Annotated in this window: 20 protein-coding genes; 7 read left to right on the top strand and 13 right to left on the bottom strand. The window is 46.0% G+C overall.

Translation table 11 applies throughout. The annotated features are described in order from the left end of the window. Positions 1-37: 37 nt before the first annotated feature. From LZZ85_RS06155 to LZZ85_RS06175, 5 genes are all read right to left on the bottom strand, one after another. Positions 38-1,060, bottom strand: coding sequence for a tetratricopeptide repeat protein (locus LZZ85_RS06155; protein ID WP_237869718.1), 1,023 nt, complete (start codon positions 1,058-1,060; stop codon positions 38-40). Between the two features lie 129 nt (positions 1,061-1,189). Then, positions 1,190-2,410 (bottom strand): DUF1015 domain-containing protein, encoded by a 1,221-nt coding sequence (locus LZZ85_RS06160; protein WP_237869720.1) that lies wholly within the window; start codon positions 2,408-2,410, stop codon positions 1,190-1,192. Positions 2,411-2,415: 5 nt separating this feature from the next. Further along, positions 2,416-3,489, bottom strand: coding sequence for a 3-phosphoserine/phosphohydroxythreonine transaminase (gene serC, locus LZZ85_RS06165; RefSeq protein WP_237870303.1), 1,074 nt, complete (start codon positions 3,487-3,489; stop codon positions 2,416-2,418). 84 nt (positions 3,490-3,573) lie between these two features. Next, a complete protein-coding gene (locus tag LZZ85_RS06170; protein WP_237869722.1) occupies positions 3,574-4,527 on the bottom strand; it encodes a zinc dependent phospholipase C family protein in 954 nt (317 codons plus the stop codon). A 221-nt stretch (positions 4,528-4,748) separates the two neighbouring features. Further along, positions 4,749-5,375: a DUF502 domain-containing protein gene (locus LZZ85_RS06175; RefSeq protein WP_237869724.1), complete on the bottom strand. Its 627-nt coding sequence runs from the start codon at positions 5,373-5,375 to the stop codon at positions 4,749-4,751. 149 nt (positions 5,376-5,524) lie between these two features. Here LZZ85_RS06175 and LZZ85_RS06180 point away from each other — a divergent pair, with 149 nt between their 5' ends. The 4 genes from LZZ85_RS06180 (at position 5,525) to LZZ85_RS06195 (ending at position 12,460) form a co-directional block, all read left to right on the top strand. Then, on the top strand, positions 5,525-6,163 hold the full coding sequence (locus LZZ85_RS06180; protein ID WP_237869726.1) for a TetR/AcrR family transcriptional regulator: 639 nt from the start codon (positions 5,525-5,527) through the stop codon (positions 6,161-6,163). Continuing rightward, positions 6,144-7,499 carry a TolC family protein gene (locus LZZ85_RS06185; protein ID WP_237869728.1) on the top strand — a complete coding sequence of 452 codons (1,356 nt, stop codon included), beginning with the start codon at positions 6,144-6,146 and terminating at the stop codon, positions 7,497-7,499. The genes LZZ85_RS06180 and LZZ85_RS06185 overlap by 20 nt, the downstream gene beginning before the upstream one ends. Before the next feature lie 31 nt (positions 7,500-7,530). Beyond that, positions 7,531-8,718, top strand: coding sequence for an efflux RND transporter periplasmic adaptor subunit (locus LZZ85_RS06190; protein ID WP_237869730.1), 1,188 nt, complete (start codon positions 7,531-7,533; stop codon positions 8,716-8,718). A gap of 154 nt (positions 8,719-8,872) precedes the next feature. Then, complete coding sequence (locus LZZ85_RS06195; protein WP_237869732.1) at positions 8,873-12,460, top strand: efflux RND transporter permease subunit; 3,588 nt, start codon at positions 8,873-8,875, stop codon at positions 12,458-12,460. A gap of 856 nt (positions 12,461-13,316) precedes the next feature. Here the strand turns inward: LZZ85_RS06195 and LZZ85_RS06200 are convergent. Continuing rightward, positions 13,317-16,172, bottom strand: coding sequence for a M16 family metallopeptidase (locus LZZ85_RS06200; RefSeq protein WP_237869734.1), 2,856 nt, complete (start codon positions 16,170-16,172; stop codon positions 13,317-13,319). Positions 16,173-16,635: 463 nt separating this feature from the next. On the opposite strand from LZZ85_RS06200, the gene LZZ85_RS06205 reads away from it, so the two are divergent. Further along, positions 16,636-17,592 carry a hypothetical protein gene (locus tag LZZ85_RS06205; protein WP_237869736.1) on the top strand — a complete coding sequence of 319 codons (957 nt, stop codon included), beginning with the start codon at positions 16,636-16,638 and terminating at the stop codon, positions 17,590-17,592. 541 nt (positions 17,593-18,133) lie between these two features. On the opposite strand, the gene LZZ85_RS06210 is transcribed toward LZZ85_RS06205, so the two are convergent. Then, the gene (locus LZZ85_RS06210) at positions 18,134-19,174 is read right to left on the bottom strand and encodes an alpha/beta hydrolase (protein ID WP_237869738.1); all 1,041 of its coding nucleotides are present in this window, start codon (positions 19,172-19,174) and stop codon (positions 18,134-18,136) included. 125 nt (positions 19,175-19,299) lie between these two features. On the opposite strand from LZZ85_RS06210, the gene LZZ85_RS06215 reads away from it, so the two are divergent. Next, entirely contained in the window at positions 19,300-19,491 is a 192-nt protein-coding gene (locus LZZ85_RS06215) for a hypothetical protein (protein ID WP_237869740.1), read from the top strand. 9 nt (positions 19,492-19,500) lie between these two features. After that, positions 19,501-20,082, top strand: a complete 582-nt coding sequence (locus tag LZZ85_RS06220) for an LOG family protein (RefSeq protein WP_237869742.1) — start codon at positions 19,501-19,503, stop codon at positions 20,080-20,082. Between the two features lie 208 nt (positions 20,083-20,290). On the opposite strand, the gene LZZ85_RS06225 is transcribed toward LZZ85_RS06220, so the two are convergent. The 6 genes from LZZ85_RS06225 to LZZ85_RS06250 all read right to left on the bottom strand — a co-directional run bounded on the left by LZZ85_RS06225 (position 20,291) and on the right by LZZ85_RS06250 (position 25,129). Continuing rightward, entirely contained in the window at positions 20,291-20,797 is a 507-nt protein-coding gene (locus tag LZZ85_RS06225; RefSeq protein ID WP_237869744.1) for a hypothetical protein, read from the bottom strand. A gap of 14 nt (positions 20,798-20,811) precedes the next feature. Next, positions 20,812-21,099 (bottom strand): type II toxin-antitoxin system RelE/ParE family toxin, encoded by a 288-nt coding sequence (locus LZZ85_RS06230; protein ID WP_237869746.1) that lies wholly within the window; start codon positions 21,097-21,099, stop codon positions 20,812-20,814. A 2-nt stretch (positions 21,100-21,101) separates the two neighbouring features. Continuing rightward, a complete protein-coding gene (locus LZZ85_RS06235) occupies positions 21,102-21,341 on the bottom strand; it encodes a hypothetical protein (protein WP_237869748.1) in 240 nt (79 codons plus the stop codon). Positions 21,342-21,566: 225 nt separating this feature from the next. Continuing rightward, positions 21,567-23,354, bottom strand: coding sequence for a thiol-activated cytolysin family protein (locus tag LZZ85_RS06240; protein ID WP_237869750.1), 1,788 nt, complete (start codon positions 23,352-23,354; stop codon positions 21,567-21,569). 28 nt (positions 23,355-23,382) lie between these two features. Further along, positions 23,383-23,895: a hypothetical protein gene (locus LZZ85_RS06245; protein ID WP_237869752.1), complete on the bottom strand. Its 513-nt coding sequence runs from the start codon at positions 23,893-23,895 to the stop codon at positions 23,383-23,385. A gap of 10 nt (positions 23,896-23,905) precedes the next feature. Further along, positions 23,906-25,129, bottom strand: a complete 1,224-nt coding sequence (locus LZZ85_RS06250) for a hypothetical protein (RefSeq protein ID WP_237869755.1) — start codon at positions 25,127-25,129, stop codon at positions 23,906-23,908. Between the last annotated feature and the right edge of the window lie 39 nt (positions 25,130-25,168).

The raw sequence follows: 25,168 nt of genomic DNA on the forward strand, positions 1-25,168 counted from the left end.
CTTTTAAACCAAAAGGTTGCGAAGCGGTAAACTTTGTTTATTTAGCCGCTACCACTGCATAATATTGCCCCTGCGGCATCCTGAATACGCGGTTTGCCTGGAATTTTTTGAATGTTTCGTATTGATCTGCATGGCTTTTTGTCCATGAATCATACGAAGCCAGATTGTCAACTGGTCCGAACAGCCATTGATTATATGCTTCAAACATACCGGATTGCAGCAGTTGTTGCTGGTAGTCGAAGAGTTTGTAAGGGAATTTTGTTGAATAAGTGTTGTACCAGTCGAGGATAAAGCGGGAACGAACGGCGCCGAGCGATTCAACGGTCACACCTTTATTTGTCAGTGACAGCTGCTTGTTCATGATGGTCAGGAAGGCTTTTGCAAATTCATTTTTTGTTTTGTCAATGTCTTTTTGCAAAGTTGCCTGGCTGAACAGTTTTTCTTTATAGGCTTTCAGCAACAGTTCCTTCATCGCAGCACCTCTTTGTGAAAGGCTCTCCATATTGATGAAGATCTCTCCATAAACAATGCTCCACACTTTGTCTTCAGTAGAGAAGTAGTAAAGCGCTGCGTTATAGTAATTGCCGCCATAGCCGGGATCCGCCTGGATTCCTTTTTCCCACATATCGATCGCCGTGCTGTTATGCGCGGATAAAAGTAATTCTCCGTATTCGCTATAGAGAGGGCCGCTCTTAGGGAATTTTTTCAATCCTTTTTTGTACATCTTGTCGCACTCTTTCACTTCTTCGAGCGCTTTATAGACGTTGCCGGCGATCTGGAAGCAGATCACGTCTGCATCATCCCGGTCGATCAGCAGTTTTGCCCCTTCGAGTGCTTTGGCATATTCCCTTTTGAGATAGTATGTCATTACAAGGTCTTTCTGCATCTCAAGGTTCGTCTTATCCTGCACTAATGCTCTGTTCAATACCAGGATGGCATTGTCAAAATCACCTGAACGCATATACCCTTTCGCAGTTTCGTGCATGCTTTTCGCATCTTCCTGTGCTACAGCCGCCACAGCGAAAAGTACAAGCGAGGGAAGAAGAAGAAGTTTTTTCATAAATACAAGTTATAAAGGAGAACGAAGTAAAAAGCCAAAATTAAAAAGTAAAAAGTTAGCATATCGTGAAAGCGTTTCAGCAGCAGACTGTTTTACTTTTAAATTTTGACTTTTTATCTCAATTGTGATTTAAATGCTGTGCGTAAGAAGTCCGTCTCTAAGCTTTGGTTCGAACCAGGTGCTTTTGGGCGGCATTACGTTTCCACTGTCTGCGATATCAAATAATTGCTGGATGGTTACCGGATAAAGGCTGAATGCGACTTTCATTTCACCGCTGTTCACTCTTTTCTCCAGTTCACCCAGGCCGCGGATGCCTCCCACAAAGTCAATTCGTTTATCTGTACGCTGATCTTTAATAGCAAGCAGTTTATCAAGAACGTTATTGGATAAGATCGTTACATCCAGCACGCCGATCGGATCTGTTGTATAAGTGTCTTTACGGCAGGTGAGAATGTACCACTGGTTATCCAAATACATGCCGAACTCATGCTGGTGAGCGGGCTTAACGGCTTCCGGGCTGCTGGTGATCATGAAGTCATCCTGCAGGGCGGCGATAAAGTCTTTTGTCGTATATCCATTCAGGTCTTTCACTACGCGGTTGTAGTCCATGATAGCGAGCTCGCTGGCAGGGAAGATGGTTGTGAGGAAATAACCGGCATCTGTACTGTTCCTGATCTCTTTGCTCACTTTTGCAGCGGAAGCTGCGCGGTGATGTCCGTCTGCGATATAGGTAGCGGGAACTTTTTCTGCAAAGATCTTTGTGATGTCTGCAACAGCGCGGTCATCACTTACGACCCATAAGGTATGCTGTATGCCGTCTTCAGCCCTGAAGTCATAGGCAGGCGCATTTTGCGCTTTCCAGTTGTTAACGATCGTATCGATCTCAGTTACGTTGTTGTAAGCAAGAAATACATTACCCGTCTGCGCACGGATCGTTTTCATATGGTCGATCCTGTCTTTTTCTTTTTCCGGACGTGTGAATTCATGTTTCTTGATCACATCATCAAAATAATCCTGAACCGATGATACACATACCAAACCAGTCTGGCTACGGCCATCCATGATCAGGCGATAAATATAGTAGCAGGGTTTGCTTTCAGCGAAGATGATCCCTTTATGCTGGAAGTCCATCAGGTTATGACCAGCCTGATCATACACCGCCTGGCTGTGAATATCCGTTCCCTCAGGCAGATCGATTTCAGCTTTGGTGATATGAAGAAAGGAATAGGGGTTCCCTTTTGCTTCCTCCTTTGCTTCACTGCTGTTCAGAACGTCATAAGGCCTTGAAGCCACTTTGTCAGCGAGTTCCTGTTTTGGGCGCAGGGCCTGGAACGGCTTAATGATTGCCATACTTATTATCCTTTTTTATTTGCAAAATCTTTCATGACTTCAGTGATCACTACGACGCTTTCGAGCGGCAAAGCGTTGTACATTGATACACGAAAACCTCCAACGCTGCGGTGGCCTTTTACCCCATATAATCCTTCCTGTTTGCAGCGGTCCTGGAATTCTTTTTCCAGCTCTTTATTATCCATCACGAATACTGCGTTCATTGTGCTGCGGTCTTCCTTCTCGACAGTTCCTTTGAACAAGGGCAGGCTGTCGAGTGTATCATAAAATAAAGTAGCTTTTGCATTGTTCAGCTTTTCGATCGCGGGCACGCCGCCATTTTCTTTAAGCCATTTCAGTGTAAGCATGCAAACGTATACCGCGAATACGGGCGGAGTGTTCAGCATAGAGCCATTGTCCACATGCTGGCGGTAGTCCATCATGGTAGGCAATACCCGGTCAACCTTACCGAGTATATTTTTATTGATCACGACAAGATTCACACCAGCGGCACCGACATTCTTCTGTGCGCCGGCATAGATCAGATCGAATTTATTGAAATCCATATCGCGGCTGAGCACATCGCTGCTCATATCAGCTACAACGGGAACGTTGAACTTTTCGAACATCGACATATCCTTCCATTGCGTACCATAGATGGTATTGTTGCTGGTGACATGCAGGTATTTCGCTGTGGCCGGAACATGAAACTCTTTGGGTAAATAAGTGTAGTTCTTATCCTTGCTGCTGGCTACTACTTCAACATGACCAAAGAGTTTTGCTTCTTTTAGCGCTTTTGATGCGAATACGCCGGTATCTGTATAAGCGGCCACTTCCTTATCATTCAGGAGGTTCATGGGCACCTGCATAAACTGTGTGGATGCGCCGCCATGCAGGAAGAGCACTTCATGGTCGCCGTCGAGGTTCATGAGTTCGCGAACAAGCGAGCGGGCTTCGTCCATAACGGATTCAAACGCGGGCGTCCGGTGCCCTACTTCAAGAATAGAGAGACCGGTATTACTGAAATTAAGAATAGCGCGGCTGGCTTCTTCAAAAACTTCTTTAGGGAGGGTAGAAGGTCCAGCATTGAAATTGTACATCACTGGTCGTGGGTTTGTTGAATAAGAAGCGCGAAGTTAAGGCTAAGAGGAGAAAGGAGGGGAAAGGAGGGGAGGAAAGTTTGTTTAATGCTCATCCCCCTCCCTGGTGCGCCAGGCAGTGTTAAGCGCTTCGAATTCCTTCAATTCCTCCGGCGAGAAATCTTTATTCGTAAGGTTTTTGAGATCGGGCTGGCCGGCATTCACCCAGGCGGTGTACCAGAAGGAGGCAATGGCAAAGATGGACTGGCGCATTCGTCTTTCGACCATGCCGTTCAGTTTTTGATCGTAGAGGCGAGTGTAATAAGAAGAGTATTGTCTGATTATCTGTCCGTTACGATCTTCGAAGGCATAACGCTGATCAGGTTTCACAAGGTGGGAAAGGTGCTTTTCCAGTTTTAAGACAGTATCAGCGGCAGCGGCACTTTCGAGTACGCGCTGCCAGATGAATTTTCCGGGATCAGCGATGTATCCGGCTTTGCCAATGACAAAGTCCCACTCTTTTTCCGCCAGCAGTTCGGGAATGCGGCTTTCCCAGAAGCCGTGAATGCCTTTTTGCCCGGTTTTCTGGCCGTTGTGGTTGGAGCTGGCATGGAGGGGGACATGAGCGTCAGCAATATAATGGCCGAGTTCGGCTGAGTATTTCAGGATAGCAGCCTGGTTTTTCTCTTTGAATGCGTTGGTGAGGCGTAGCAGCATGGTTTGGATCCACCAGGGGACAATGCCGTGGGCATTCAGGGTGTCGGTGGTGTATTTTTCGGCAGCGGCATTCCAGGTCCTCGGCAGATCGGGATATGGATAAGAACCGTAGCGGTCGATATCAATGTAATGACGCGGGCCTTCGGCCGGGATCATGTAGCGGCGTTTGTCGGGATCAACGGCGTGTTCTTCGATAAAGGCAATGTTTGGTTTATAGAGGATCATCATTTCCGGAGGCAGGAGGAACACGGCGTGAAGGTTGATCTTTTTATGACCGAAGAAACCCCAGGAATGGGTCTGAAAGGGTAATGCCAATAGTAAGGAAAGAAATATTTTTTTCATGTGAGTGGTGATTAAGTTGAAGAAAGATCAAAAAAGCATTAGAGGCATTCACATTGTATCGGGGTCCCGGATCCTGACTAAAATAGCATCAGCGTGGGAGTATCGCAAAGCGCGCAAAGTGGCCGCGAAGAACGCAGAGAAATACTTAGCATTCTTGGCGGCCACTTTGCGCGCCTGGCGATACTCCTACGCCGGTCAGATCTTTAAACCTTAGCTTGCAGCTATAATCTATCTTCAGCTTTATGATGGATCTTCTCTTCTTCCAGTTCCACGACTCCACCTGTTACAGCGTATTTCATTGCATCGCCGGAGCTGATCGATTCGATCTTTTTCACGCGGGAGCGTGGGAGGATATATAATTGCCCGGCGAAGTTGTAAGCCTGGGGAACATAAACGGCGACTTTATCCGCACCCATTTCGAATTTTTCCATCTCCTCATCGGTCAGAAAGCCGACGATCCAGACGTCTTCTGCAAACACATTTGCCAGTACGGCTTTACCAAACCGCTTTTTATCACCTGCAAATGCTTCGAAAAAATCTTTGGTGGAGGAATAAATGAACTTGATAACAGGGGTTCTTTCCACCCATTTATCAAAGAAATGAATAAAACTACCCATGAGGAAGTTGGAGGAGATCCATCCAACAAGGATGATAAAGACGACAATGATGACGAATCCAAGCCCGGGAATATTCAAATAGGGGCGGAGGATGCTATCTACCTTGTCAAAAAGCCAGTAAACAATGTATACCGTGATACCTATCGGCGCGAGGATGATAATCCCTTGAAGCAGATAGCGAAAGATCTTTTTTAGGTAGTCCTGACCAGTATTTTTAGGGCTGTTCGCCATGATGTTTATTGATTTGAAGGGTCAAAGTTAGTGAAACGTGGGTCTGACCGGCGGAGGAAAAAACGGGATGAACGGGGAAAATAACGGGATGGAAACTATTGCCACAAAAAAAGTTTCCCTAGTTTTGTGGCTCAAAATTTATCGTGTGAATGGAGGCTAAAGAACGCATTTCCGCCAAAGCTGAGGAGTTATTCATGAAATTCGGGATCAGGTCCGTTTCTATGGATGATATTGCCAACCACCTGGGAATGTCCAAGAAAACACTGTACCAGTATTATGAGGATAAGGACGAACTGGTCATGGCCGTCGTAATGAATCATATTTCCACCCTCGAGCAAGATTGTTTTGCTATCAATACCACCGCAAAAGATGCGATCGATGAGATCTTTATCACTATCGACCAGGTGATCGATGATTTCAATGATATGAACCCGATGCTGCTGCATGATCTGCAGAAGTTCCACTACCGCGCGTATGAGCGGTTTACGGAGCATAAGGACAAGTTCATGATGGACACCCTCAGGAAAAACCTTGAATGGGGTATCAGGGATGGTTTGTACAGGGAAGACATCAATATTGATATGATGGCCAGGTTCAGGATCGAGTGTATCATGATCCCGTTCAACGTAGTCACTTTTCCGCCGGGCAAATTCAATCTGGGAGAACTGTCGAAAGAGTTCCTCATTCATTTCACTTATGGCATTGCAACAATCAAAGGACATAAACAGATACAGAAACAAATCCAACAAAGAAAAAAAAGCCTTACTCATGAAGAGAATAAAAAGTAGATGGCATTATTGGCTTTTGATCAGTGTTTTTCTGCCAGCGGCAGCGAGTGCGCAAACCGGCGATACAGCCAGTACGGTGCGGCACGAACTTTCGCTTCAGCAGGCGCTCGATTACGCCAATAAGAATAACGTGGAGATCCGGAATGCGGAAATAGACGTTCTGCTGCAAAAAGAAACCAACCGGCAAACGACCGCGGCAGCGTTACCCAAAGTGTCTATCAACGGAAGTTTGACCGACAATCTGCAGTTACAAAAAACACTTTTGCCCGGTGAACTGATCGGTCAGCCAGCGGGTACATTCATCCCCGTTACATTCGGTACAAAGTATATCACCAGCGGAACGGCCGAGCTGAACCAGATCCTGTTTGACGGACAGGTATTTGTTGGCCTGCAGGCCCGCCGTACTTCAATCGAGTGGGTAAACAAGAAAGTGGAAGTAACACGGCAGACAGTAAAAGCCAACATCCACAAAGTGTATTATCAACTGGTAGCAAGCAGAACCCAGATTGACCTGATCGATAGCAACGTAGCCCTCGTCAAAAAACAACAACACGACGCGGATATAATGTATAAGAATGGCTTTGCAGAAAAGCTGGATGTAGACAGGGCTACTGTTGCACTTGCCAACCTTGAAACGGAAAGAGCAAAGGCGCTGACTTCGATCAATAACGGTTATTATGGATTGAAGCTGTTGCTCGGCATTCCAACGGCAGATGCACTGATTCTTACAGATACGCTGAATGATGAAATGATCAGAGGCGGGATCCTGGAGAATTCTACTTATTCTTATAATGACAGGAAAGATTTTCAATATCTCGAACTGACGCGTGATTTCAATGCCTACAATGTCCGTCGTTATAAATTGAGCAAGATCCCGACACTCAGTGTGGCAGGTTCTTATAACAAACAATTGCTCGAAAATGAATTCAAGTTCAACGGCAGCTGGTTCACCGCTTCGTTTGTTTCGCTGCGTTTATCTGTTCCGATCTTCAACGGCTTCGCTACCAATTCAAAGATCGCAGAATCAAGGCTGACCGTACAGAAGCTGGATAACCAGTTGCAGACAATGAAGATCCAGATCGATAATGAAGTAGTGTCTTCAAGAAATACATTGCAAACGTCTATAGCAGCAATGGATTATCAGCGTAAGAATATGGAACTCGCGCAGGAGGTGTACAGGCAGAGTAAAAGGAAATACGAAGTAGGGACAGGAAGCAGCATCGAGTTAAATACGGCGCAGAAAGATCTTCAGCAGGCGCAAACGAATTATATCACGGCATTGTATGATGCCATCATCGCAAAGGTTGATTTTCTGAATGCAACCGGTAAACTTTAATCAAACAACCATTACTTCTAAATTAAGATATATGCAAAAGTTATCGACCATTATGCTGTCTGCTTCACTGGCCCTGCTGGTGGCATCGTGCGGCGGCGCCAAAGACAGTAAAGGCGATCTGGGAGACAAAAAAGCTGAGCTGGAAAAATTGAAGAAGCAGCAAAAAGAGCTGAACGAATCAGTCGCTAAACTGGAAGATGAGATCTCCAAAGTAGATTCAACCGTGGGTGTGAAAGCAAAGCTTGTTGCGCTTTCCTCTGTTGGTACAGATACGTTCACACACTTTATTGATCTGCAGGGTAAGGTTGAAGCGCAGAATGTGGCGTTTGCAGCGCCCCGCGGTCAGGGTGGATTGGTCCGTGCGGTTTATGTAAAGCAGGGCGATTATGTACGCAAAGGAAAAACGCTTTTAAAACTCGATGATGCCGTGCAGCGCCAGCAGGTAATTGCTGCAGAACAGCAGACAACGGGTATTGCTGCCCAGCTCGAACAGGCAAAGAGTGTATATCAGCGTCAGCAAAATCTCTGGAAAGAAAATATCGGTACAGAGCTGCAGGTTTTAAATGCGAAGACCAATGTTGATGCATTGCAAAGTCAGTTGAACGCGGCAAGAGCCAATGTTCAACTGGCACAGGAGCAGGTGAACTTTACCAATGTAGCTGCCGAAATTGACGGAACGGTGAATACGGTGAATGTACGAGCCGGAGAGGTCTTTACTGCCGGTGCCCAGCAAATTCAGATCGTCAATACGAGCGACCTGAAAGTATTGGTTCAGGTGCCGGAAAACTATCTGGAGAAAATCAGCGTTGGGACAAACCTTCGTGTTACACTTCCTGAGTTGAATAACAAAGTAGTGAATACGAAAGTAACCGTTGCAGGGAAGCTGATCGATCCTATCACCCGTGCTTTTTATATCGAAGGAAAACTGCAGGGTAAAGATCTTCGTCCAAACCAGATCGCGATTGTGCAGATCCAGGATTACAAGGCCGCCAATGCGATCACGATCCCCGTTAATACATTGCAGAACGACGATAAAGGAAAATTTGTACTGGTAGCTGTAACAGAAAATGGAAAACTGGTTGCAAGAAAGAAAACGATCATTGTAGGCGAATTGTATGGCGACAAACTGGAAGTGAAGAGTGGCTTGCAAACAGGGGATAAGATCATCACAGAAGGTTTCCAGGGATTGTATGATGGCCAGGTGATAACGACGAATTAAACTTAAGAATTCAAAAGTCAAAAAAAAAAGAGCACCTGATCCGGGGATCCTGATAACCTTCAAGCAGTTTTTTTACTTTTTACTTTTGAATTTTTAATTCGAACATAACCAGAATAAATTAAGGGACGATCCTTCGTCCACAACAAATTATACAATGAGTGCTTTAGAAAATCTCACCGGTAAGTTCAAAAACTTTGGGCCTACTACCTGGAGCGTAAAGAACAGGACATCAGTGTACCTGCTGATGATCATTGTTACCCTTTGGGGCGTCAACCAGTTTGTGACCCTGCCCAAGGAGCAGTTTCCGGATATCGTTATCCCGACTATTTATATACAGACAGTATACGTGGGTAACTCTCCGAAGGATATGGAGAACCTGGTGACCCAGCCGATCGAGAAACAGATCAAGGGGATCACCGGCGCCAAGATCTCAAAAACAACGAGTACTTCTTTGCAGGACTTTTCGGCTATCACTGTTGAGTTTGGAACAGATGTAAAAGTGGATATAGCCTTACAGAAGGTGAAGGATGCGATCGATAAGGCGAAACAGGATCTGCCCACCGACCTCACACAGGAACCAACAGCATTGGAGGTCAGCTTTTCCGATCAACCGATCATGTATGTGAACGTGAGTGGTGATTACAGTCCGGTAAAGCTGAAAGAATATGCGGAAGACCTGCAGGATCGTTTGGAAGAACTTTCGCAGATCAACCGGGTTGATCTGGTTGGTGCGCCGGAACGAGAATTCCAGATCAACGTAGACAATAGCCGGATGGAAGCTACTGGTATCACGTTCGATAATATCGAAGGCGCTGTTGCCCGTGAGAACCTCGATATTTCCGGTGGTCTGCTTGAAGTGGGGAATATGAAACGTACCCTCCAGGTAAAAGGTCAGATCAAAGAGGCTTCGGATCTTCAGAAGATCGTAGTCCGCAATACAAAAGGCTCGCCGATCTACCTGAGAGACATTGCTACGATAAAAGATACTATCAAGGAAACGGAGAGTTATGCCCGTCTTGATGGAAAGAATGTGATTACGCTCAACATCATCAAACGTGCCGGGGAGAACCTGATCGAAACTTCTGAGAGTGTGAAAAGGATTACAGACGAGTTGAAGGCTTCCCAGTTTCCCAAAAATCTGGAAGTAGTGATCACAGGTGATCAGAGTAAGCAAACCAGGACGTCCTTTAATGAACTTGTAAACTCTATCGTGATCGGGTTTGTGCTGGTGTTGCTGATCCTGATGTTTTTTATGGGAGTAACGAATGCCTTCTTTGTGGCGCTGTCTGTTCCGCTGAGCATGTTTGTGGCATTCATGTTCCTGCCGGCAGCGGATCTGATCATAGGATCGCACGTTACGCTGAACTTTATCGTGCTGTTTGCCCTGTTGTTTGGATTGGGGATTATCGTGGATGATGCGATCGTGGTGATCGAGAATACACACAGGATCTTTGTGGAAGGCAAGGGAAAGATCAGCTCAGAGAAGTCGGCCATGATGGCTGCGGGTGAGGTTTTTGTGCCGGTACTGGCGGGAACGCTGACCACGCTGGCGCCCTTCTTTCCGCTCTTGTTCTGGCCGGGCATCATTGGTAAATTCATGGTATACCTGCCGGCAATGCTGATCTTCACGCTGGCGGCTTCATTGATCGTAGCCTTTATCATGAACCCGGTATTTGCGGTAGACTTTATGAACCACGCGGAGGGCGAACATAAAAAAGCGAAATCAGCTGTATTTCGTAAGCCATTGCTTTGGATCTTCTTTGGAATGGGATTGTTACTGGATCTTTTTGGATCGACTTTCTTTGGAAATCTATTGATCTTTTTTGGATTGCTGATGATCCTGAATGCATATGTGATCGATGGCATGATCCATAGTTTCCAGAATCGTGTGTTGCCATGGATCATGAGTCATTATGAGAGTTTGCTGCGGTGGGCTTTGAAGGGATGGAGGCCGGTGCACCTTTTACTTGGCGCTGTTGTTCTTTTCATTGTTACCATCTTTTTCTTCGTGGCCAGGCAACTTCCTGTGGTATTGTTCCCAAGTGCAGACCCTAACCAGGTGTATGTGTACCTGAAGCTTCCGGTGGGTACAGATGTTAAATACACAGATTCTGTGACGAGAACACTGGAGACGAAAGTGTATAAAGTGCTGGGAATGGAAGACGGAAAGCGGAACAAGATCGTAGAAAGTGTGATCACGAATATTGCGATCGGCGCAAGCGATCCAACCTCTGGCGATAGAAGCACCAGGCCGGAACTCGGCCGTATACAGGTGTCGTTTGTTGAATTTGAAAAGAGACATGGTGTTTCGTCCAGACCTTATCTTGATTCGATCAGGGCGGTGGTGAAAGGTATTCCGGGAGCAGAGCTTTCTGTAAACCAGGAGCAGGGTGGTCCGCCGACAGATCCGCCGGTGAATATCGAAGTAGCCAGTGAAGATTTTGATGAACTGATCAAGACAGCCGTTTCGCTGAAAAACTACCTGGATTCGGTGAATACGCCGGGAGTTGAAGAGTTGAAAATGGATGTGGATCTGAGTAATCCGGAGATCTCTATGACAATAGATCGTGAGAGAGCAATGCGTGAAGGCGTGTCTACTGCTCAGATCGGGATGCAGATCAGAACGGCTTTGTTTGGTAAGGAGATCTCGAAAGTAAAAGACGGGGAAGACGAATATAAGATCCAGTTACGTAATAATGAACTGCAGCGTAAGAACCTGGTTGATCTGTTGAACATGAATATCCGTTTCCAGGATATGGCTGCAGGTGGTGCGGTGAAGAGTATTCCTATCACTTCGGTCGTCAAGGTTGATTATACCAGTACGCTGGGTAGCGTAAAGAGAAAGAACCAGAAAAGAGTGATCACACTGCGCTCGAATGTACTCGAGTCTCAGGGATACACTCCGGCGGGCGTGAATGAGCAGCTTGCTTCTGCCATTGCGAATTTCAAAGAGAAGCCGAATGATGTTACGATCAGGCAGACTGGAGAAGGCGAGCAAATGGCGGAGACGGGTGCTTTTCTTGGAAAAGCCCTGATGATCGCCTTGCTGATGATCCTGCTGATCCTGGTTGTTCAGTTCAACTCGATGAGTAAGTCAGTGATCATTCTTACGGAGATCGTGTTCAGTGTGATCGGGGTGTTGCTTGGATTTGCGATCACTGGTATGGAATTATCGACCATTATGACAGGTGTCGGTATTCTTGGCCTGGCTGGTATCGTGATCAAGAATGGGATCCTGGTGATCGAGTTTGCGGATGAATTACGGGGACGGGGATTGAAGACGCGGGAAGCGGTAGTACAGGCGGGTAAGACGCGGATCATTCCCGTATTGCTGACAGCGCTGGCGGCGATCCTGGCGCTGATCCCGCTCGCGGTCGGTTTCAATATCAACTTCATTACTCTTTTTGCAGACCTGAACCCGCATATCTTCTTTGGCGGAGACAACGTAGCGTTCTGGAAGCCATTGTCATGGACGATCATCTTTGGTCTGGCATTCGCGTTCTTTATGACATTGTTCATGGTGCCAAGCATGTACCTGATCGCGGAAAGGCTTAAACGTCCCATGCGCCGAATGTATGGCGGCAAATGGGTCTCATTCCTGGGTCTCATTTTCCCACTGTTCATCATCCTGATGATCTGGACGATGAGCGTTCACAAAGCAAAAGTGCGCAGGCGCCGGAGAAGATTGCAGGCAATAAAAGAGGCGAAGGCCAACGAAGCTTTTATCGGTTCCTGGATCTAAGAATTGAGTGAATTATATTTTTAATATGTAAATATCAGTCTGTTAGCAGGCTGATATTTTTTTTGCCCGGGTAAAAAAAATCTTAAAAAAAAAGTGCGGTTTTGTGCAGCACAACGAATGAAGCTTTTGTCTCTATTATGCGGTTCGCGTGATCGCAACCAGAATTAACTGCTTAACTATATTTTCACTTTGTTGGTTTTGTATCCGCGCCTATCTAACTGCTTAGCGGAAAAAAGCGGCTCCTCTCACCAGGGCCGCTTTTCTTATTGGCGCGAATTGGCGCGAATTGGCGCGAATGCTTCGCGAATGGCCACGAATGGCCACGAATAGACGCGAATGGACGCGAATGGGATGGTTCATTGATCGGGTATCGGCGAGTGGGGAAGAACCTGCTTTGCGGTAACAGGATGGGTAGAGATAAAAAGACGGTGCCCAGGAATATATTGGAAGTGAAGGGGAAGGACTTTGTACTTGAAGGGGTATCGGAGAGAGGAGGTAGAGATGACGGTTAGATGGTAAGTGGCCGGTAGGAAGTTTGTACAGTTCTGGTACACTTACCGTCCGTTTTAACGGGGAAATTGTAGAGAATCGGTACACTTTTTTTCGTCACCGTGACTCAATCACTCAATACAATCGTGTTAAACGGCTATTCTTTAAATAATTAAGAAGGGCTTAGAGTTGGCGACTGCCATGTCTCTAAGCCCTTCTTTCATCCGGCAAAATTCTTAACGTCCCCGGATTTATTCTAACATACTAAATTCGAATTTATCAGAGAAAACGCCTTAGCCAATTACGAAGCAAATTTCTTTTAGCTAAAGCCTCTTCCCCTCTTAATCATCTTTTCAACTCTTAGCCCCTAGAATGCTTTTTTCTCAACCGGTTTTCCGTCAGAGTCGAGTTCAATGATCTCATAACCGAGCTTTTGCAGACCAGGAAGGATCTTTGCTTTGTCGCCCACTACTAGTACGTTCATTTTTCCTGAATTCAGCCATTTTTTAGCCAGTGCATCGATCTCGGCTTTTGACATGTTTGCAACGATCTTGCTTTGCTGATCAACGTAATCCGCAGGAAGGTTGTACTCGAGGATATTTCCGATGAAGCCAGCTTTTTGAAAGCCTGTTTCATAACGCAGGGCATCGCGTTGTCCGATTGCGTTTTTCATGAAAGCCAGTTCTTCGTCAGTGATACCTTTTTCTGTATAGCCATTGATCTCTTTCATTACTTCGATCAGTGCGCTGTCAGTTGCATTTGCACGGATACCAGCACCGAACTGGAATTCACCGGTTTGTTTGCCGCCAGAGAAATAGCTGCTCGCGCCGTAAGTCCAGCCCTTGTCTTCACGAAGATTCAGGTTCAAACGGCTGTTGAACGCGCCACCCAGGTTATAGTTCATGAGCCCGGATTTGTAGTATTCACCAGTAGCATCATATTTCATACCTGTCACATAACCAACGCGAAACTCAGACTGCGCTGCTTTTGGTACATCTACGAGATAGATCTTTGTTTTGTCAACAGCAGGCACGGCGGCAATGGCTGGGATGGTAACAGCCTTATTTGGGAGCTTGCTCAGAAATGCAAGTTTAGGAAGGATCTCTGCTTCAGTGATATCTCCCACAACGACTACGTCTGTACCCTGAGAGGTCATATTATTGTCGTAGTATGCCTGGATGTCTGCGAGTGTGATATTTTTCACTGTTTCTTCGTTTCCATCACCGGAGATCCCCAGGATATGGTTGTTGCCATAGTTGATTTTAGCAAACACGTTCTCCGCAATAGATGTAGGCTGTGTTTTTGCCATGCGGAAGCTTTCCAGGTTCTGCTTTTTAAAACGTTCGAACGCTTCGGGAGTGAATTTTGGGTTGAACATTCTTTCTTCCAGCAGGGCCAGTGTCGCATCGAGGTTTTTCTTTTGTGTTTGTACCTGAAAGGTGATGTCCTCGTTACCACTGAATACAGAAACAGAGCTGCCGAGTTTCTGCAACTCACGGCTCATTGCTTCAGCTGTATAATTCTTTGTGTCGTCATTCATCAGATCCGTGAAGAAAGACGCAAGACCGGCTTTCGACATATCATTTGACTCAAGGAGATGGCCGCCCGGGATCTTGATAGAAAGGGTGACTGTTGGAAGTTCAGTATTTTCTGTTCCGATCACTTTGATGCCGCCATTCAGATCTTTTTTCCAGAACGCAGGAACCTTTACGACAGGATTCGGGCCATTGCCTGGCATTTTGGTACGGTCGAACTTGTCCTTCGCTTTTACATATTTAAGTCCGTCATATCCGTAATGAGGCGGGGTATATCCGGTGGTATCAATGGTGAAATTATCTTTTGCTACCAGCATTTTCTCGTCAGCGCCTTTGGGCAATACGCTTACCGTAACGCAATGTTTCAATTTGATATACTTGTTATATACCCGCATTACGTCTTCTTTTGTTACAGCCTGGTACATTTTCATCAGCTTCCCGATCATATTCGGATTGCCTGTAAATGTGTTGAATGCTGCCAGCTGAGAGACTTTTCCTGATACGCTTTGAAGGCCGTTGATCATCTGGGATTCATAGCCACCCTTGAACTTGGCGATATCATCATCAGTTACGCCTCTTTTTTCAAAAGAGTCCAGCGCATTGTTAAGCAGGTAATACATTTCTGACAATGGTTTGCCAGGGAAAGGAATGATCTGGAAGATGAAAGAGCCGGACAATTCCTGCGGGCTTGCGAAAGCACCGGCGTTCAATGCCAGTTGCTTTTTTACGAGTTGCTGATAAAGCACGGAGTTATTACCCTGGCCAAGTATCTGGGCAAGGCAGGCGAGGGCCGCCTGATCCTGGTGATAGCTTGGAGCACTAGGGTATGTTTTCACCAGCATCGGAAGGCGTGCATAGTTGTCAGTATATGAAGCAAAGCGATGGGTTGGGAGAACCGGCACCATAGGCTTCATGTTTTCAACTTTTGGTCCGCGCGGGATGCTTCCGAAGTATTTATCCACCAGCGCGAGGGCCTGCTTTGAGGTAACATCTCCGCCGATGGTCAGTGTTGCGTTATTGGGTCCGTACCAGCGAAGGAAGAAATTCTTGAGGTCATTCACGTTAACTCTGTTGAGATCTTCAATGTATCCGATGGTGAGCCATGAATAAGGGTGTCCGTAGGGGTACATATTCTTCGCCATTACCTCGCTGAGAAGTCCGTAAGGGCTATTGTCCACCCGCTGACCGCGTTCATTTTTTACTGTTTCGCGCTGGATCTCAAATTTTTTCTGTGTTACAGCGTCGAGGAGAAAACCCATGCGGTCTGCTTCGAGCCACAGCATTTTTTCCAGCTGGTTGGAAGGAACAGTTTCGAAATAGTTAGTACGGTCTGTATTGGTGGTGCCGTTGAGCGTTCCGCCTGATTCAGTGACGATCTTGAAATGTTGTTCGTCGGCTACGTTGTCCGACCCCTGGAACATCATATGTTCAAAGAAGTGCGCGAATCCTGATTTGCCGATCTCTTCACGGGCAGAGCCAACGTGATAGGTAACGTCTACGTGTACCACAGGGTCACTATGGTCTTCGTGAACGATCACGGTCAGTCCGTTAGGTAAAACATATTTTTCGTAAGGGATAACCAGCTCAGAGCCCTGGCGGGTCACTTTTTCCACTAGTTTGGCCTGGGCGTTTGCCGCTGCGGAAGCCAGCAGCGATATCGCCGTAACCGCAAGAAGTTTTTGTCTCATATATATGATTGCTTTAAGGGATGCAGCAATGTAAGCAATAATGGGCGGAAAAGGCTGCCGGTTGTCAAATACTAAGAACCTTCTCATAACTGGCACCGGGTGCGCTGGTATCCATCTTTTATAATTTGCTACCGACAGCAGATCTGACTCGTCCGTATCCTGCCGGGCACTTCCATAGTCCTTCTTCCGGCCCCTGTCCGCCGTTAATGCACGGGTTGTTTTCTTAATAATGACAGTAATAATATTGCGTTGTACGGGCTGACCTTGTTGCAGCTGGTATTTCAAAATTGGCATTTCTCGAAAACGAAACCTCGGGGAAAAAAACATTTTTTGACGTTTTTTTCCCAAGGTTTAACCTGGCGCTGAAGGTAGTTTTATACCGGTGTCAGTAAATGTGTATGGATGGGTTTGATAGTTTGATCGGTGGGTTAAACCAGATTGTTAAACAGTAAAAATCAGTAAGGTGTCAACTATTAATTTTCAGGATAGCCGGGTTCCGGAATGGGCCGGGTTCTTTAGCAAAGAAGAGTTTGTTATGTTCATGGGATATGTATCAGATTACTTCAAAGGAAGTGATGTCAGTTATGCCATTGCTGAAGGGGCAGTATCCGGTCCCGGAGGGAATGGTCGCTCTTCAGAGAAAATGGGTTTGATAAATCTTGCACAGTTTTGCCGGTTGCAGCCGATTGAAGAATGGGGGGCAATGATCAGCAATCATTTCGACGGGATACGGAAGGCGGCTTCATTTGAAAAAGAGTTTAGTGGCAAAGCTCATGACTTTGCTTGTGTGCGCGATTTGATAGGCGTCCGGCTATACCCGGAGGAGTATGTTTCCGCCATTAAAACTGGTCTTGCAATGGGCAAGTTGATGGCTGAAGGTCTGTATGCACTGCTTGTCTTCGATTTTCCGGACAGTATCGTCAATATAAGGCCTGAGCAAAGTATTCAATGGCCGTTAAGTACCGAAGAGCTTTTCGGCCTTGGGATCCGTAATACAAGGAAAAAGTACCCCTTGAATTTATTTGAGCAGGATTTTGACGGGATCCCGATCAGTTTTGTCGTGGAGAATCACTTCTACGCGCCAAATATCCTGTTCAATTTTTTGGAAGAGAAGCCGGATCCGGAATATAAGGGTATGCTGATAGGTCTTCCTAACCGGCATGCGGCGCTGATGCACCGGATAACAGATATGAAAGTCTTGCAGGCGATCCATCGTATGATTCCTGCTATTTACGGCATGAACAAGGAAGGACCGGGATCTGTGAGTGATAAGTTGTATTGGTTACACGAAGGCGAGGTGATCGTACTTCCATATACGCTCGATGCAGAGAACATTCATTTTGATCCGCCTGAAAATTTTATAGCACTTCTCCGGGAGCTGGAAGGAGATGGGGGCTGTCCCAGGGCGGTTGCAGTGTGAGTCCACGGATCAGGTATATGCCTGTTTCGAAAAGACAAACCATTTGTCATGGTTTATACCTGGCCCTGTATGGGCGATCAGGTTTCAACCGGGCATCCGAAGGAGGATTCGATCTTTTCAATGCGATTGATTTCCAGAAGTTGTAGCCAGCGTAAAAATCAGGCATCTTTCAAAGATGTGCAACACAATTAAACGAAAATGGGGATGCTGATGATCCGGGAGATTATTTTTTATCCAGGGGCCGGCCAAATAAAAACGGTCTCCATAATGAAGACCGTTCCGGATTTATATTCAATGTCGTTTAATTAAGGACTTTCCGAAAGTTCATTCGATGGCCGATGACCGATTGCCGTTGGCCGAAAATACATATACCTACCAGTGTCAATACCCTATACCAATTAGCAGCCATAGCTTCCATCCAATTGCGGCCATCAGCCATCAACCATCGGCCATCGGCCATCAGCCATCAGCCATCGGCCATCGAGCTGGTATAGGACGATCTCTTAACTAAACGAGATTGGATTTCTATTGAGTGATTGTATTACCTGAGGGCCTGTTTGATCACTGCGGCTGCCTGGAAGATGGCGGTTTTGATTGCAGGCACATGGGCGATCGGGTTAAGCAGGCCATAGTCGTGTATCAGCCCAGAATATCGGGTCAGGGTAACTGATACGCCGGCTTCGTTAAGTTTACGTGCATAAGCTTCGCCCTCATCTCTCAGCACGTCATTTTCTGCGGTCTGCACAAGAGCAGGAGGGAGGCCTTTAAGTTGTTCTCCCGTTGCCTGTAATGGAGACGCATAGATCTCTTTGCGCTTATCTTTTTCAGGGAGGTAATTATCCCAGAACCAGATCATCATATTTTTAGTAAGGAAGCGTTCTTCGGCAAATTGATTGTAAGAGCCGGTTTCAAAGTTTGCATCTGTTACTGGCCAGAGAAGTACCTGCAATTTGATTGCCGGCCCTTTTTTATCTTTTGCCATAAGCGCAATAGCAGCTGTCATGTTTCCTCCAACGCTGTTTCCCACGACTGCCAGGTTTTTTCCGTCCACGCCGATCTCTTTACCGTTTTCAGCCACCCATTGTGTTGCTGCGTAGATCTGGTTAATGGCTTTGGGATAACGTGCTTCAGGAGAAGGAGTATAGTCCGGGAATACGGCAACAGCTCCACTTGCTACAACAAGGTCACGTACCAGTCGTCTGTGTGTGGGATAGTCTCCCAATACCCAGCCGCCGCCATGGATAAAAATAAAAACCGCGGAATTGGCTTTTGCGTCTTTGGGCTTTGTGATATGTATGGTAACAGTTTCTCCATTTTGAGTAATTGTTTTCTCGGACTCAGTAATGCCCGAGTAGTCGACCTCCACAGATTTCTGTGCTTCAACCAGTACCTGGCGGGCATCTGTGGGGCTAAGTTGTTCAATAGGTTTGCCACCGCCTGCATTCAGCGCCTTAAGAAAGCCTCTTATTTCGGTAAATATCAGCGGATCATTTTCTGCTTTGATAGATTGTGCCATTGTTGGATTATTTAAAGTAAATATTGATGCTGCAAGAGCAATGCCGGATAGAAGAGTTGATCTCATTATATTTTGATTTGTATTGCTGATTGATTTCATAACACAAAGCTAGAACTGCAAAGAATTGGGGTCAATGCATATTTAGCGGAAAGTATTGTACTTTTTTCCCGCATGGGATCAACACGGAAGGAATGTTCTTCAGAATGCCGGATGAGCAGGAGGGTTATTACTATGGTTGTGTACTTTTTGGGAAGAACTACAGCGCTGATTGTGCTGGGGGCGTGTGCAATGATTTCATTCTAATGGAAGTTTGTATGCCGGGGAGTGTCAGGGATGTATCCGGATATGCGGCTACGATCTATCCGTTATCTTTGATGTTCTAATTCTCAGCAATGAAAAGAGTAACTGTGTTTTGCGGCTCCAGCTTTGGAACAGATAAAGTATTTGAAGAGCAAGCGTATGCGCTTGGGAAGAATCTTGCATTAAGAAATATCGGACTGGTATATGGAGGTGCAAGTATAGGTCTGATGGGGGCGGTAGCAAATGGTGTTCTCGATCAAAAGGGGGAAGTGATCGGGGTGCTGCCCGATTTTCTGCGGCAAAAGGAAATTGCGCATGCCGGACTGACCGAGCTTATTATTGTAGAGACCATGCACGAACGCAAAACAAAAATGAATGACTTATGCGACGGCGTGATCACTCTTCCCGGCGGTTTCGGAACGATGGAAGAGTTTTTCGAAATGCTCACCTGGGCTCAGTTGGGTTTGCACGGTAAGCCGATAGGGCTTTTAAACACGGATGGTTTTTATACGGAATTGTTGTCACTAATTAATACAATGGTGAAAAAAGGGTTTTTGAAAAAAGTGAACCAGGACATGCTTTTGGCAGATAGTAATATAGACTCTCTTCTGGAAAAGATGAAAAATTATCAGCCGCCAGCGGTGGGGAAATGGATTAACAAGGAGGAAGTATAGGCAGGAGGCAGCAAACAAGTGTTGCACGAAATCCGGCTTAAGTTTAAATTCAAACGTGTGCACGGCATCTCGTAAGCTCCGTTTTGTAATATCAAGTAAATAAACAGCGTAGGGCGTTGGCCATGTGGATACAGGCCTGAGGAAGATCTCATCAACACTTTCTGACCGATGGGATTTAACAATACCGGTAACTGTATGGTACAAACTTTTAGCGATCCGGTACGCTGACCCATTGCCTGGTGTCGATCGCCAGCGTATCGAGCCGGGTTGCCCAGTTCAGCCCCGGCATCACAGGTCTTACGCAAAATACACCGGGCACGGAAGGCCCGCTGTCAGTTGCCCCGCAACCATATTCCCCGACAACAATTGTTACAGAAGCTGACTTTTTATTGTGGTAAAGAGTTTTCTTGTTGACAGAGTTACACATATTTAGAAAAGATAACACAACGAGACTTGCTATTGCAAGGAATGATGCAAGTAATGTCAGGAGGATTTTAAACACAATTGTGAGTGTATTGTCTTTATCACGAAGTGTCCCGGTTAGCGTAAACGCGATAGCTATGGCAAGCCAGATGTGCATGACCGTATTAACAACTGTCCCGGTGTGATGGCTGGAGTACTCAAGAGGTGATAACGCAATGAGTATTCTGAAGAAAAGAATGATGATAATGATCGAGACAGAGGTGATAAATAGAATGCGTTTTACAGCGCCCATTTCTTCGGTGCGTTTTATTTATTTGTTCTTCTCCAATGCAATACCCGCAGAATAAAAATAGAGGATTCTTCACTAATGTGGTAAGAGATATTCAGACCCTGTAACCGGAATATCCGGAATGCACCTTTGTTTCCACGCATAAAATTATCTGGCGGATAAATTTGCGGGTTTGCCGCTAGTTTAGTTATTGCCGAAATGATCTCTTCTTCCATTTCACCGGCCCGATGAAATGAGCGTCTGCGGGCGCGTACAAGTTCACGTGTGAATGATTCAAATGCCCGTTTGTCCCAAAGAATACTCATGATCATTTTATCTTTTTAAGAATTTCTTTTATCTGCTGATGCGTATAATATTCACCTGCTTTAACCCGTTGCAGCGCCTGTTTCAATTCTTCGCTGTATTTATCAGTATGATAGTGTCCGTCGGGCCTTGTGAATGACTGAATGATCGTCAGAATCGTTTCTTTTTGCTCACGTGTGAGTAAAGGCCAGTATTGCATCATTTTTTCATCGAGTGGGGAACCCGGGTTATTTTGATGATCCATGAGTTTTTTTTAACTAAAATTCAGGAAAGCCTTGCTGAACACAATGGGGAAAAAACAAATTCTAAATGTTTTTTCCCCGAGGGAGAAAATGGCTGGTGGTTTTCCGCAGCTTTACGCAGAAAATAAAACGCAAATACGCAGATATTACTCCGTTTTTAGAGTTCTATCTGCGTATCTGTTTTATGTCTGCGTAAATCTGCGGGAACCTCTGCCTCCCGGATTATTTTAACTCTTCGTTACCCTGATCTTCACAAGCAAAGTGATCTTCGACTCTCCAAGCGGACCAGACTCGATAAGCTTGATATTCTTTGTAAAAGTTTTAGAAGAGCCCGGCGTCATTCTTGAAATATCATCCGCTTCATTTGCAAAGTTGAATTTCAGCTCAGCGGATGATTCAGGTTTGTACGTTGGTTCATGTGCCGGCTCCCAATCATGGATATCCTGGGAAAAATTCAGTGTTGTTGCTTTCAGGTTTGTCTCGCTGATATTGTTCATAGCCATAACAGTGATATCGTCATCATCTGTTTTGTTCGCTCCTTTAGAGATTGCGTTGCTCTTGGAAATGCTTTTTATTTTCAAATTTTTGCTACTGGTGCTGCCATTGGTCGTAATGCTCTGCAAAGAAAAATCTCCATAGATGTCTTCTTCACTATCCGGGAACAATTCCACCACCTTGTTTACCGTGAATCCTTTGTATTGGATCTCTACCTTGAAATTAGAAGTATTGCAGGAAACCAATTCATCATAGTTTCCGATAGAACGAACAGAAAGCAATGCGTCATCAGAGATCCTTCTGATAGTATAATGCAAAGGCAATGCTGTTGTGTTTGCGGTGAATCTGCTGGCGGAACTGGAGTTAATGTATTGTTTGAATGCATCCCGGAACTCCAGTATGTTGCTGAAGATCGCATTCGCATATCGGCCTTCGCCTCCATAGATCTGTGCATGAAACGTTGTAGCAACTTCCCGTAGCGATGCTGATGTTTCTCCACTTACTTTTGAGCCAACTTCGATATCCGCGGCTTCTGTTCCATTGATCTCTGCGCTTATTGCCGCACTCATCGCCGCTTTCACTCTCGAGAGACTTGATGTGGAAGAGATCAGGATCACCACCCTTCTGCCATAGGTTACAGACTCCACATAACCTGCATTGGTTAATCCAGTGTGTGAATTTGGCGACTGGAAAAGCTGGTTGTGGTTAGTAAGAACGCTGAGCGTGTACATAGGTTGAATAAAGTTCAGCATATATACTTTCTTCCGGGTTGTATTACTTGTATTTCCAGATCCCTGGAAGCCGGCGGTGATCTCCGCAGGGATGCCCAGTTCCTGTAACGGGAGAAAGATGCCTGAGCTTGTTTCAAATTTGGCTTTCAACATGGCAGTAGAGGTGATCTCCGACATGTCTAATACTCCCTGTGCGGGAATAGCCGCTCCGAAACTTGGTGCCAGTAACTGGCGTTGGATCTCAGGCAAAGGGCTCCTCGTCAGATCTTCTATATTCAGAAAGCCAGGTCCAGGGTTATTGGGATTGAAGATGCTGATCCCTATCTGGTAATTTTTTCTCTGAGGTGTTGTTGCCGCAGAAAAGGAATTATTTAATATTGAATTGACCGTAAAAAACTGACCCGGATAAATACCTGCATTTTCATCGAACAGGTTAAAATCACGCGAGGTTACATAATTTACACGCATCGGCTGATAGGTGCAAACAGAGTTGCCACCTGTTTCCTGGCGCGTGTTGCCGTTTGGAGTGAAACCATCTTCTGAGCCGGTCAATCCAATCCCAATCTCGGTTCTGTTGCCAGATTCCGTTCTGGTAGACAATACAGAAGAGCCTGAGTTGCTGCTGCCTTTTAACGTCAGCTTCGTCATGGCAGTGGCATACCAGTTAAGTTTTGATGCGGGAGAAAGTTTTAATAACTGTGCCCTGGTTTGTGCAATTTTATTCTGACTGATCCCCGATAGGCCGGATAGCAGGCAGGTGGCGAGAAGAACTACGTGTGTTTGTTTCATGTTTGCTGGTTTAATGATTAGTTTTTGATTATTGAATGCGTTTGATCGTGACTGTTAACTGGCCTGTGTTATTACCATACCCTGATACAATATCATTGGCGAAAAGAACCAGTTTACCATTGACAGCGGGCTTGATCTTCGCCGACCTGCCGATGCTGAATTGCTGGTCGGGCAAGATGTTTTCAAAACTGTTCGAGGTCTGATTATAAATGCTGCCTGTCAGGCAAAGCCAGTTTGAACTCTTATCCCGCTTTAGTGCTTCCATGCTGGATAGCCCAAGGTCAACACCTGCTTGCGGACTATTGCAATCACTGGCTTTGAATCCTGCCGCATCCGTTGCGGCACAGGTGCCGTCTTTCCATTGTCCCGTGGCAGTGATCTCGTATAGCTGTCCTTTTTGCAGTTGAACGCTTGTCCGGTTATGGGCTTCGTTTGCTTTGACTTTTACCACAACAGCTTCGTTTGGTTGCAATTGTTTATCCTGTGATGGCGGATCATGAAGCGAAATAGAATTCAGAAAGAGCAATAGGATGGGTAGCATGGTATTTATTTTATCTCATCATACACGCGATGGTGGCGATGGGGGTGAATGTTTGGAATTTCCAGTTCTTATCGAATACGCAGCGCATGCCATAGTTGATGACTACGCTGCGGCTGATCCGCCAGTCGCCCCCAATACTTACACTGTTTGGATGAACCACATCCCAGGCAACACTTGGTTCGATGATCTCGAAGTTGGAAGCCGGCGTAAATGTTTCCTTGAGTGCTGCAGCGGCAGATTTGAAACTTTTCTTTTCGTACAGAAATTCAAAGAAGAAGGTGTATACCGGGCTTCCGTAGCGGAGGTTGAAACCCATGGTGAACAGTTTATTTTTTGCAAAGGCTTTCTGCGAAACTTCTTCTCCCGTGTCATTATCCGTCATCAGGAAATTCAGTTCTTCTTCATACCAGCTGCTGCGAAGCAAACCGGACAGGAGCCAGTATTTCCCCAGGCCGACGCTTCCGTTCAGCCAGGCGCCGAATGCGGTACTGCGGTTCTTGCGGAGGCTTTTCAATGTTCCTGCACTGTCCTGTATATAGGAATTCACTTTGCCGATGGCGAAATCAAGCGAAGACGCGTTCCAGTTCTCATTGATAAAAACCTTTGCACGGGAGTTGATCTCGGCATTGCGTCTTGAATTGATCGAGTTCAGCTGTTCTTGTGTCGAAAGGATCTGGCTGCGGAGGTCTGGTTTTGAGAGAACGTTGGTGGTGGTGTCCAGTTGATGTTCCAGTAATTTCAATGTTTCCTCCAGTTCTTTCTTTTCTGCGTTGTATTGATCACTGATGCCGGCATAGAGTTCTCTTGCCATCAGAGGATCCTTTGATTTCAGGAGGTTCATCTTTAATGCGAAACCGATCCGGCGGTCGGTATTTTCATCCTGCACAGAACCGACAGACAGGTCCACGGAAGCAAGCCTGCGCATGAAAGGAGACGCTTCCTGGTATTTCTCGAGGTTCTTGCGGTTGTAAAGGAGTTCCCACACAGGTTGGGCCTGTATGGCGAGGTTCGGGTTAAGTTTCCAGGATTTGAATGACCAATCCACCTTGAAGTCCTTGATATCTGAAGTGCGGTTCACCTGTGCGGTGGTTACACCCATCAGATCGAATATGGGCGTGGCGGGAATGGAGAATTCCTTAGGGGTAACACGATCTGTCTTTTGTTCTTCCTGTGCAGCGATGCTGCCTGAGATCAGCAGTAGGAGGGCGGAAGAAATCTGGCGGAGGTATTGCATGTTGATTGATTTGATGGGTCAAAACTACCGGCGGAGCAG

Source organism: Terrimonas ginsenosidimutans, assembly GCF_022012415.1.
GTDB classification, from domain to species: Bacteria; Bacteroidota; Bacteroidia; order Chitinophagales; family Chitinophagaceae; genus Terrimonas_A; species Terrimonas_A ginsenosidimutans.

Bases quoted from the DNA above. Each gene is read 5' to 3' on its own strand.
- LZZ85_RS06155 (WP_237869718.1), bottom strand. From the start codon at position 1,060: ATGAAAAAACTTCTTCTTCTTCCCTCGCTTGTACTTTTCGCTGTGGCG.
- LZZ85_RS06160 (WP_237869720.1), bottom strand. From the start codon at position 2,410: ATGGCAATCATTAAGCCGTTCCAGGCCCTGCGCCCAAAACAGGAACTC.
- serC (WP_237870303.1), bottom strand. From the start codon at position 3,489: ATGTACAATTTCAATGCTGGACCTTCTACCCTCCCTAAAGAAGTTTTT.
- LZZ85_RS06170 (WP_237869722.1), bottom strand. From the start codon at position 4,527: ATGAAAAAAATATTTCTTTCCTTACTATTGGCATTACCCTTTCAGACC.
- LZZ85_RS06175 (WP_237869724.1), bottom strand. From the start codon at position 5,375: ATGGCGAACAGCCCTAAAAATACTGGTCAGGACTACCTAAAAAAGATC.
- LZZ85_RS06180 (WP_237869726.1), top strand. From the start codon at position 5,525: ATGGAGGCTAAAGAACGCATTTCCGCCAAAGCTGAGGAGTTATTCATG.
- LZZ85_RS06185 (WP_237869728.1), top strand. From the start codon at position 6,144: ATGAAGAGAATAAAAAGTAGATGGCATTATTGGCTTTTGATCAGTGTT.
- LZZ85_RS06190 (WP_237869730.1), top strand. From the start codon at position 7,531: ATGCAAAAGTTATCGACCATTATGCTGTCTGCTTCACTGGCCCTGCTG.
- LZZ85_RS06195 (WP_237869732.1), top strand. From the start codon at position 8,873: ATGAGTGCTTTAGAAAATCTCACCGGTAAGTTCAAAAACTTTGGGCCT.
- LZZ85_RS06200 (WP_237869734.1), bottom strand. From the start codon at position 16,172: ATGAGACAAAAACTTCTTGCGGTTACGGCGATATCGCTGCTGGCTTCC.
- LZZ85_RS06210 (WP_237869738.1), bottom strand. From the start codon at position 19,174: ATGAGATCAACTCTTCTATCCGGCATTGCTCTTGCAGCATCAATATTT.
- LZZ85_RS06215 (WP_237869740.1), top strand. From the start codon at position 19,300: ATGTTCTTCAGAATGCCGGATGAGCAGGAGGGTTATTACTATGGTTGT.
- LZZ85_RS06220 (WP_237869742.1), top strand. From the start codon at position 19,501: ATGAAAAGAGTAACTGTGTTTTGCGGCTCCAGCTTTGGAACAGATAAA.
- LZZ85_RS06225 (WP_237869744.1), bottom strand. From the start codon at position 20,797: ATGGGCGCTGTAAAACGCATTCTATTTATCACCTCTGTCTCGATCATT.
- LZZ85_RS06230 (WP_237869746.1), bottom strand. From the start codon at position 21,099: ATGAGTATTCTTTGGGACAAACGGGCATTTGAATCATTCACACGTGAA.
- LZZ85_RS06235 (WP_237869748.1), bottom strand. From the start codon at position 21,341: ATGGATCATCAAAATAACCCGGGTTCCCCACTCGATGAAAAAATGATG.
- LZZ85_RS06240 (WP_237869750.1), bottom strand. From the start codon at position 23,354: ATGAAACAAACACACGTAGTTCTTCTCGCCACCTGCCTGCTATCCGGC.
- LZZ85_RS06245 (WP_237869752.1), bottom strand. From the start codon at position 23,895: ATGCTACCCATCCTATTGCTCTTTCTGAATTCTATTTCGCTTCATGAT.
- LZZ85_RS06250 (WP_237869755.1), bottom strand. From the start codon at position 25,129: ATGCAATACCTCCGCCAGATTTCTTCCGCCCTCCTACTGCTGATCTCA.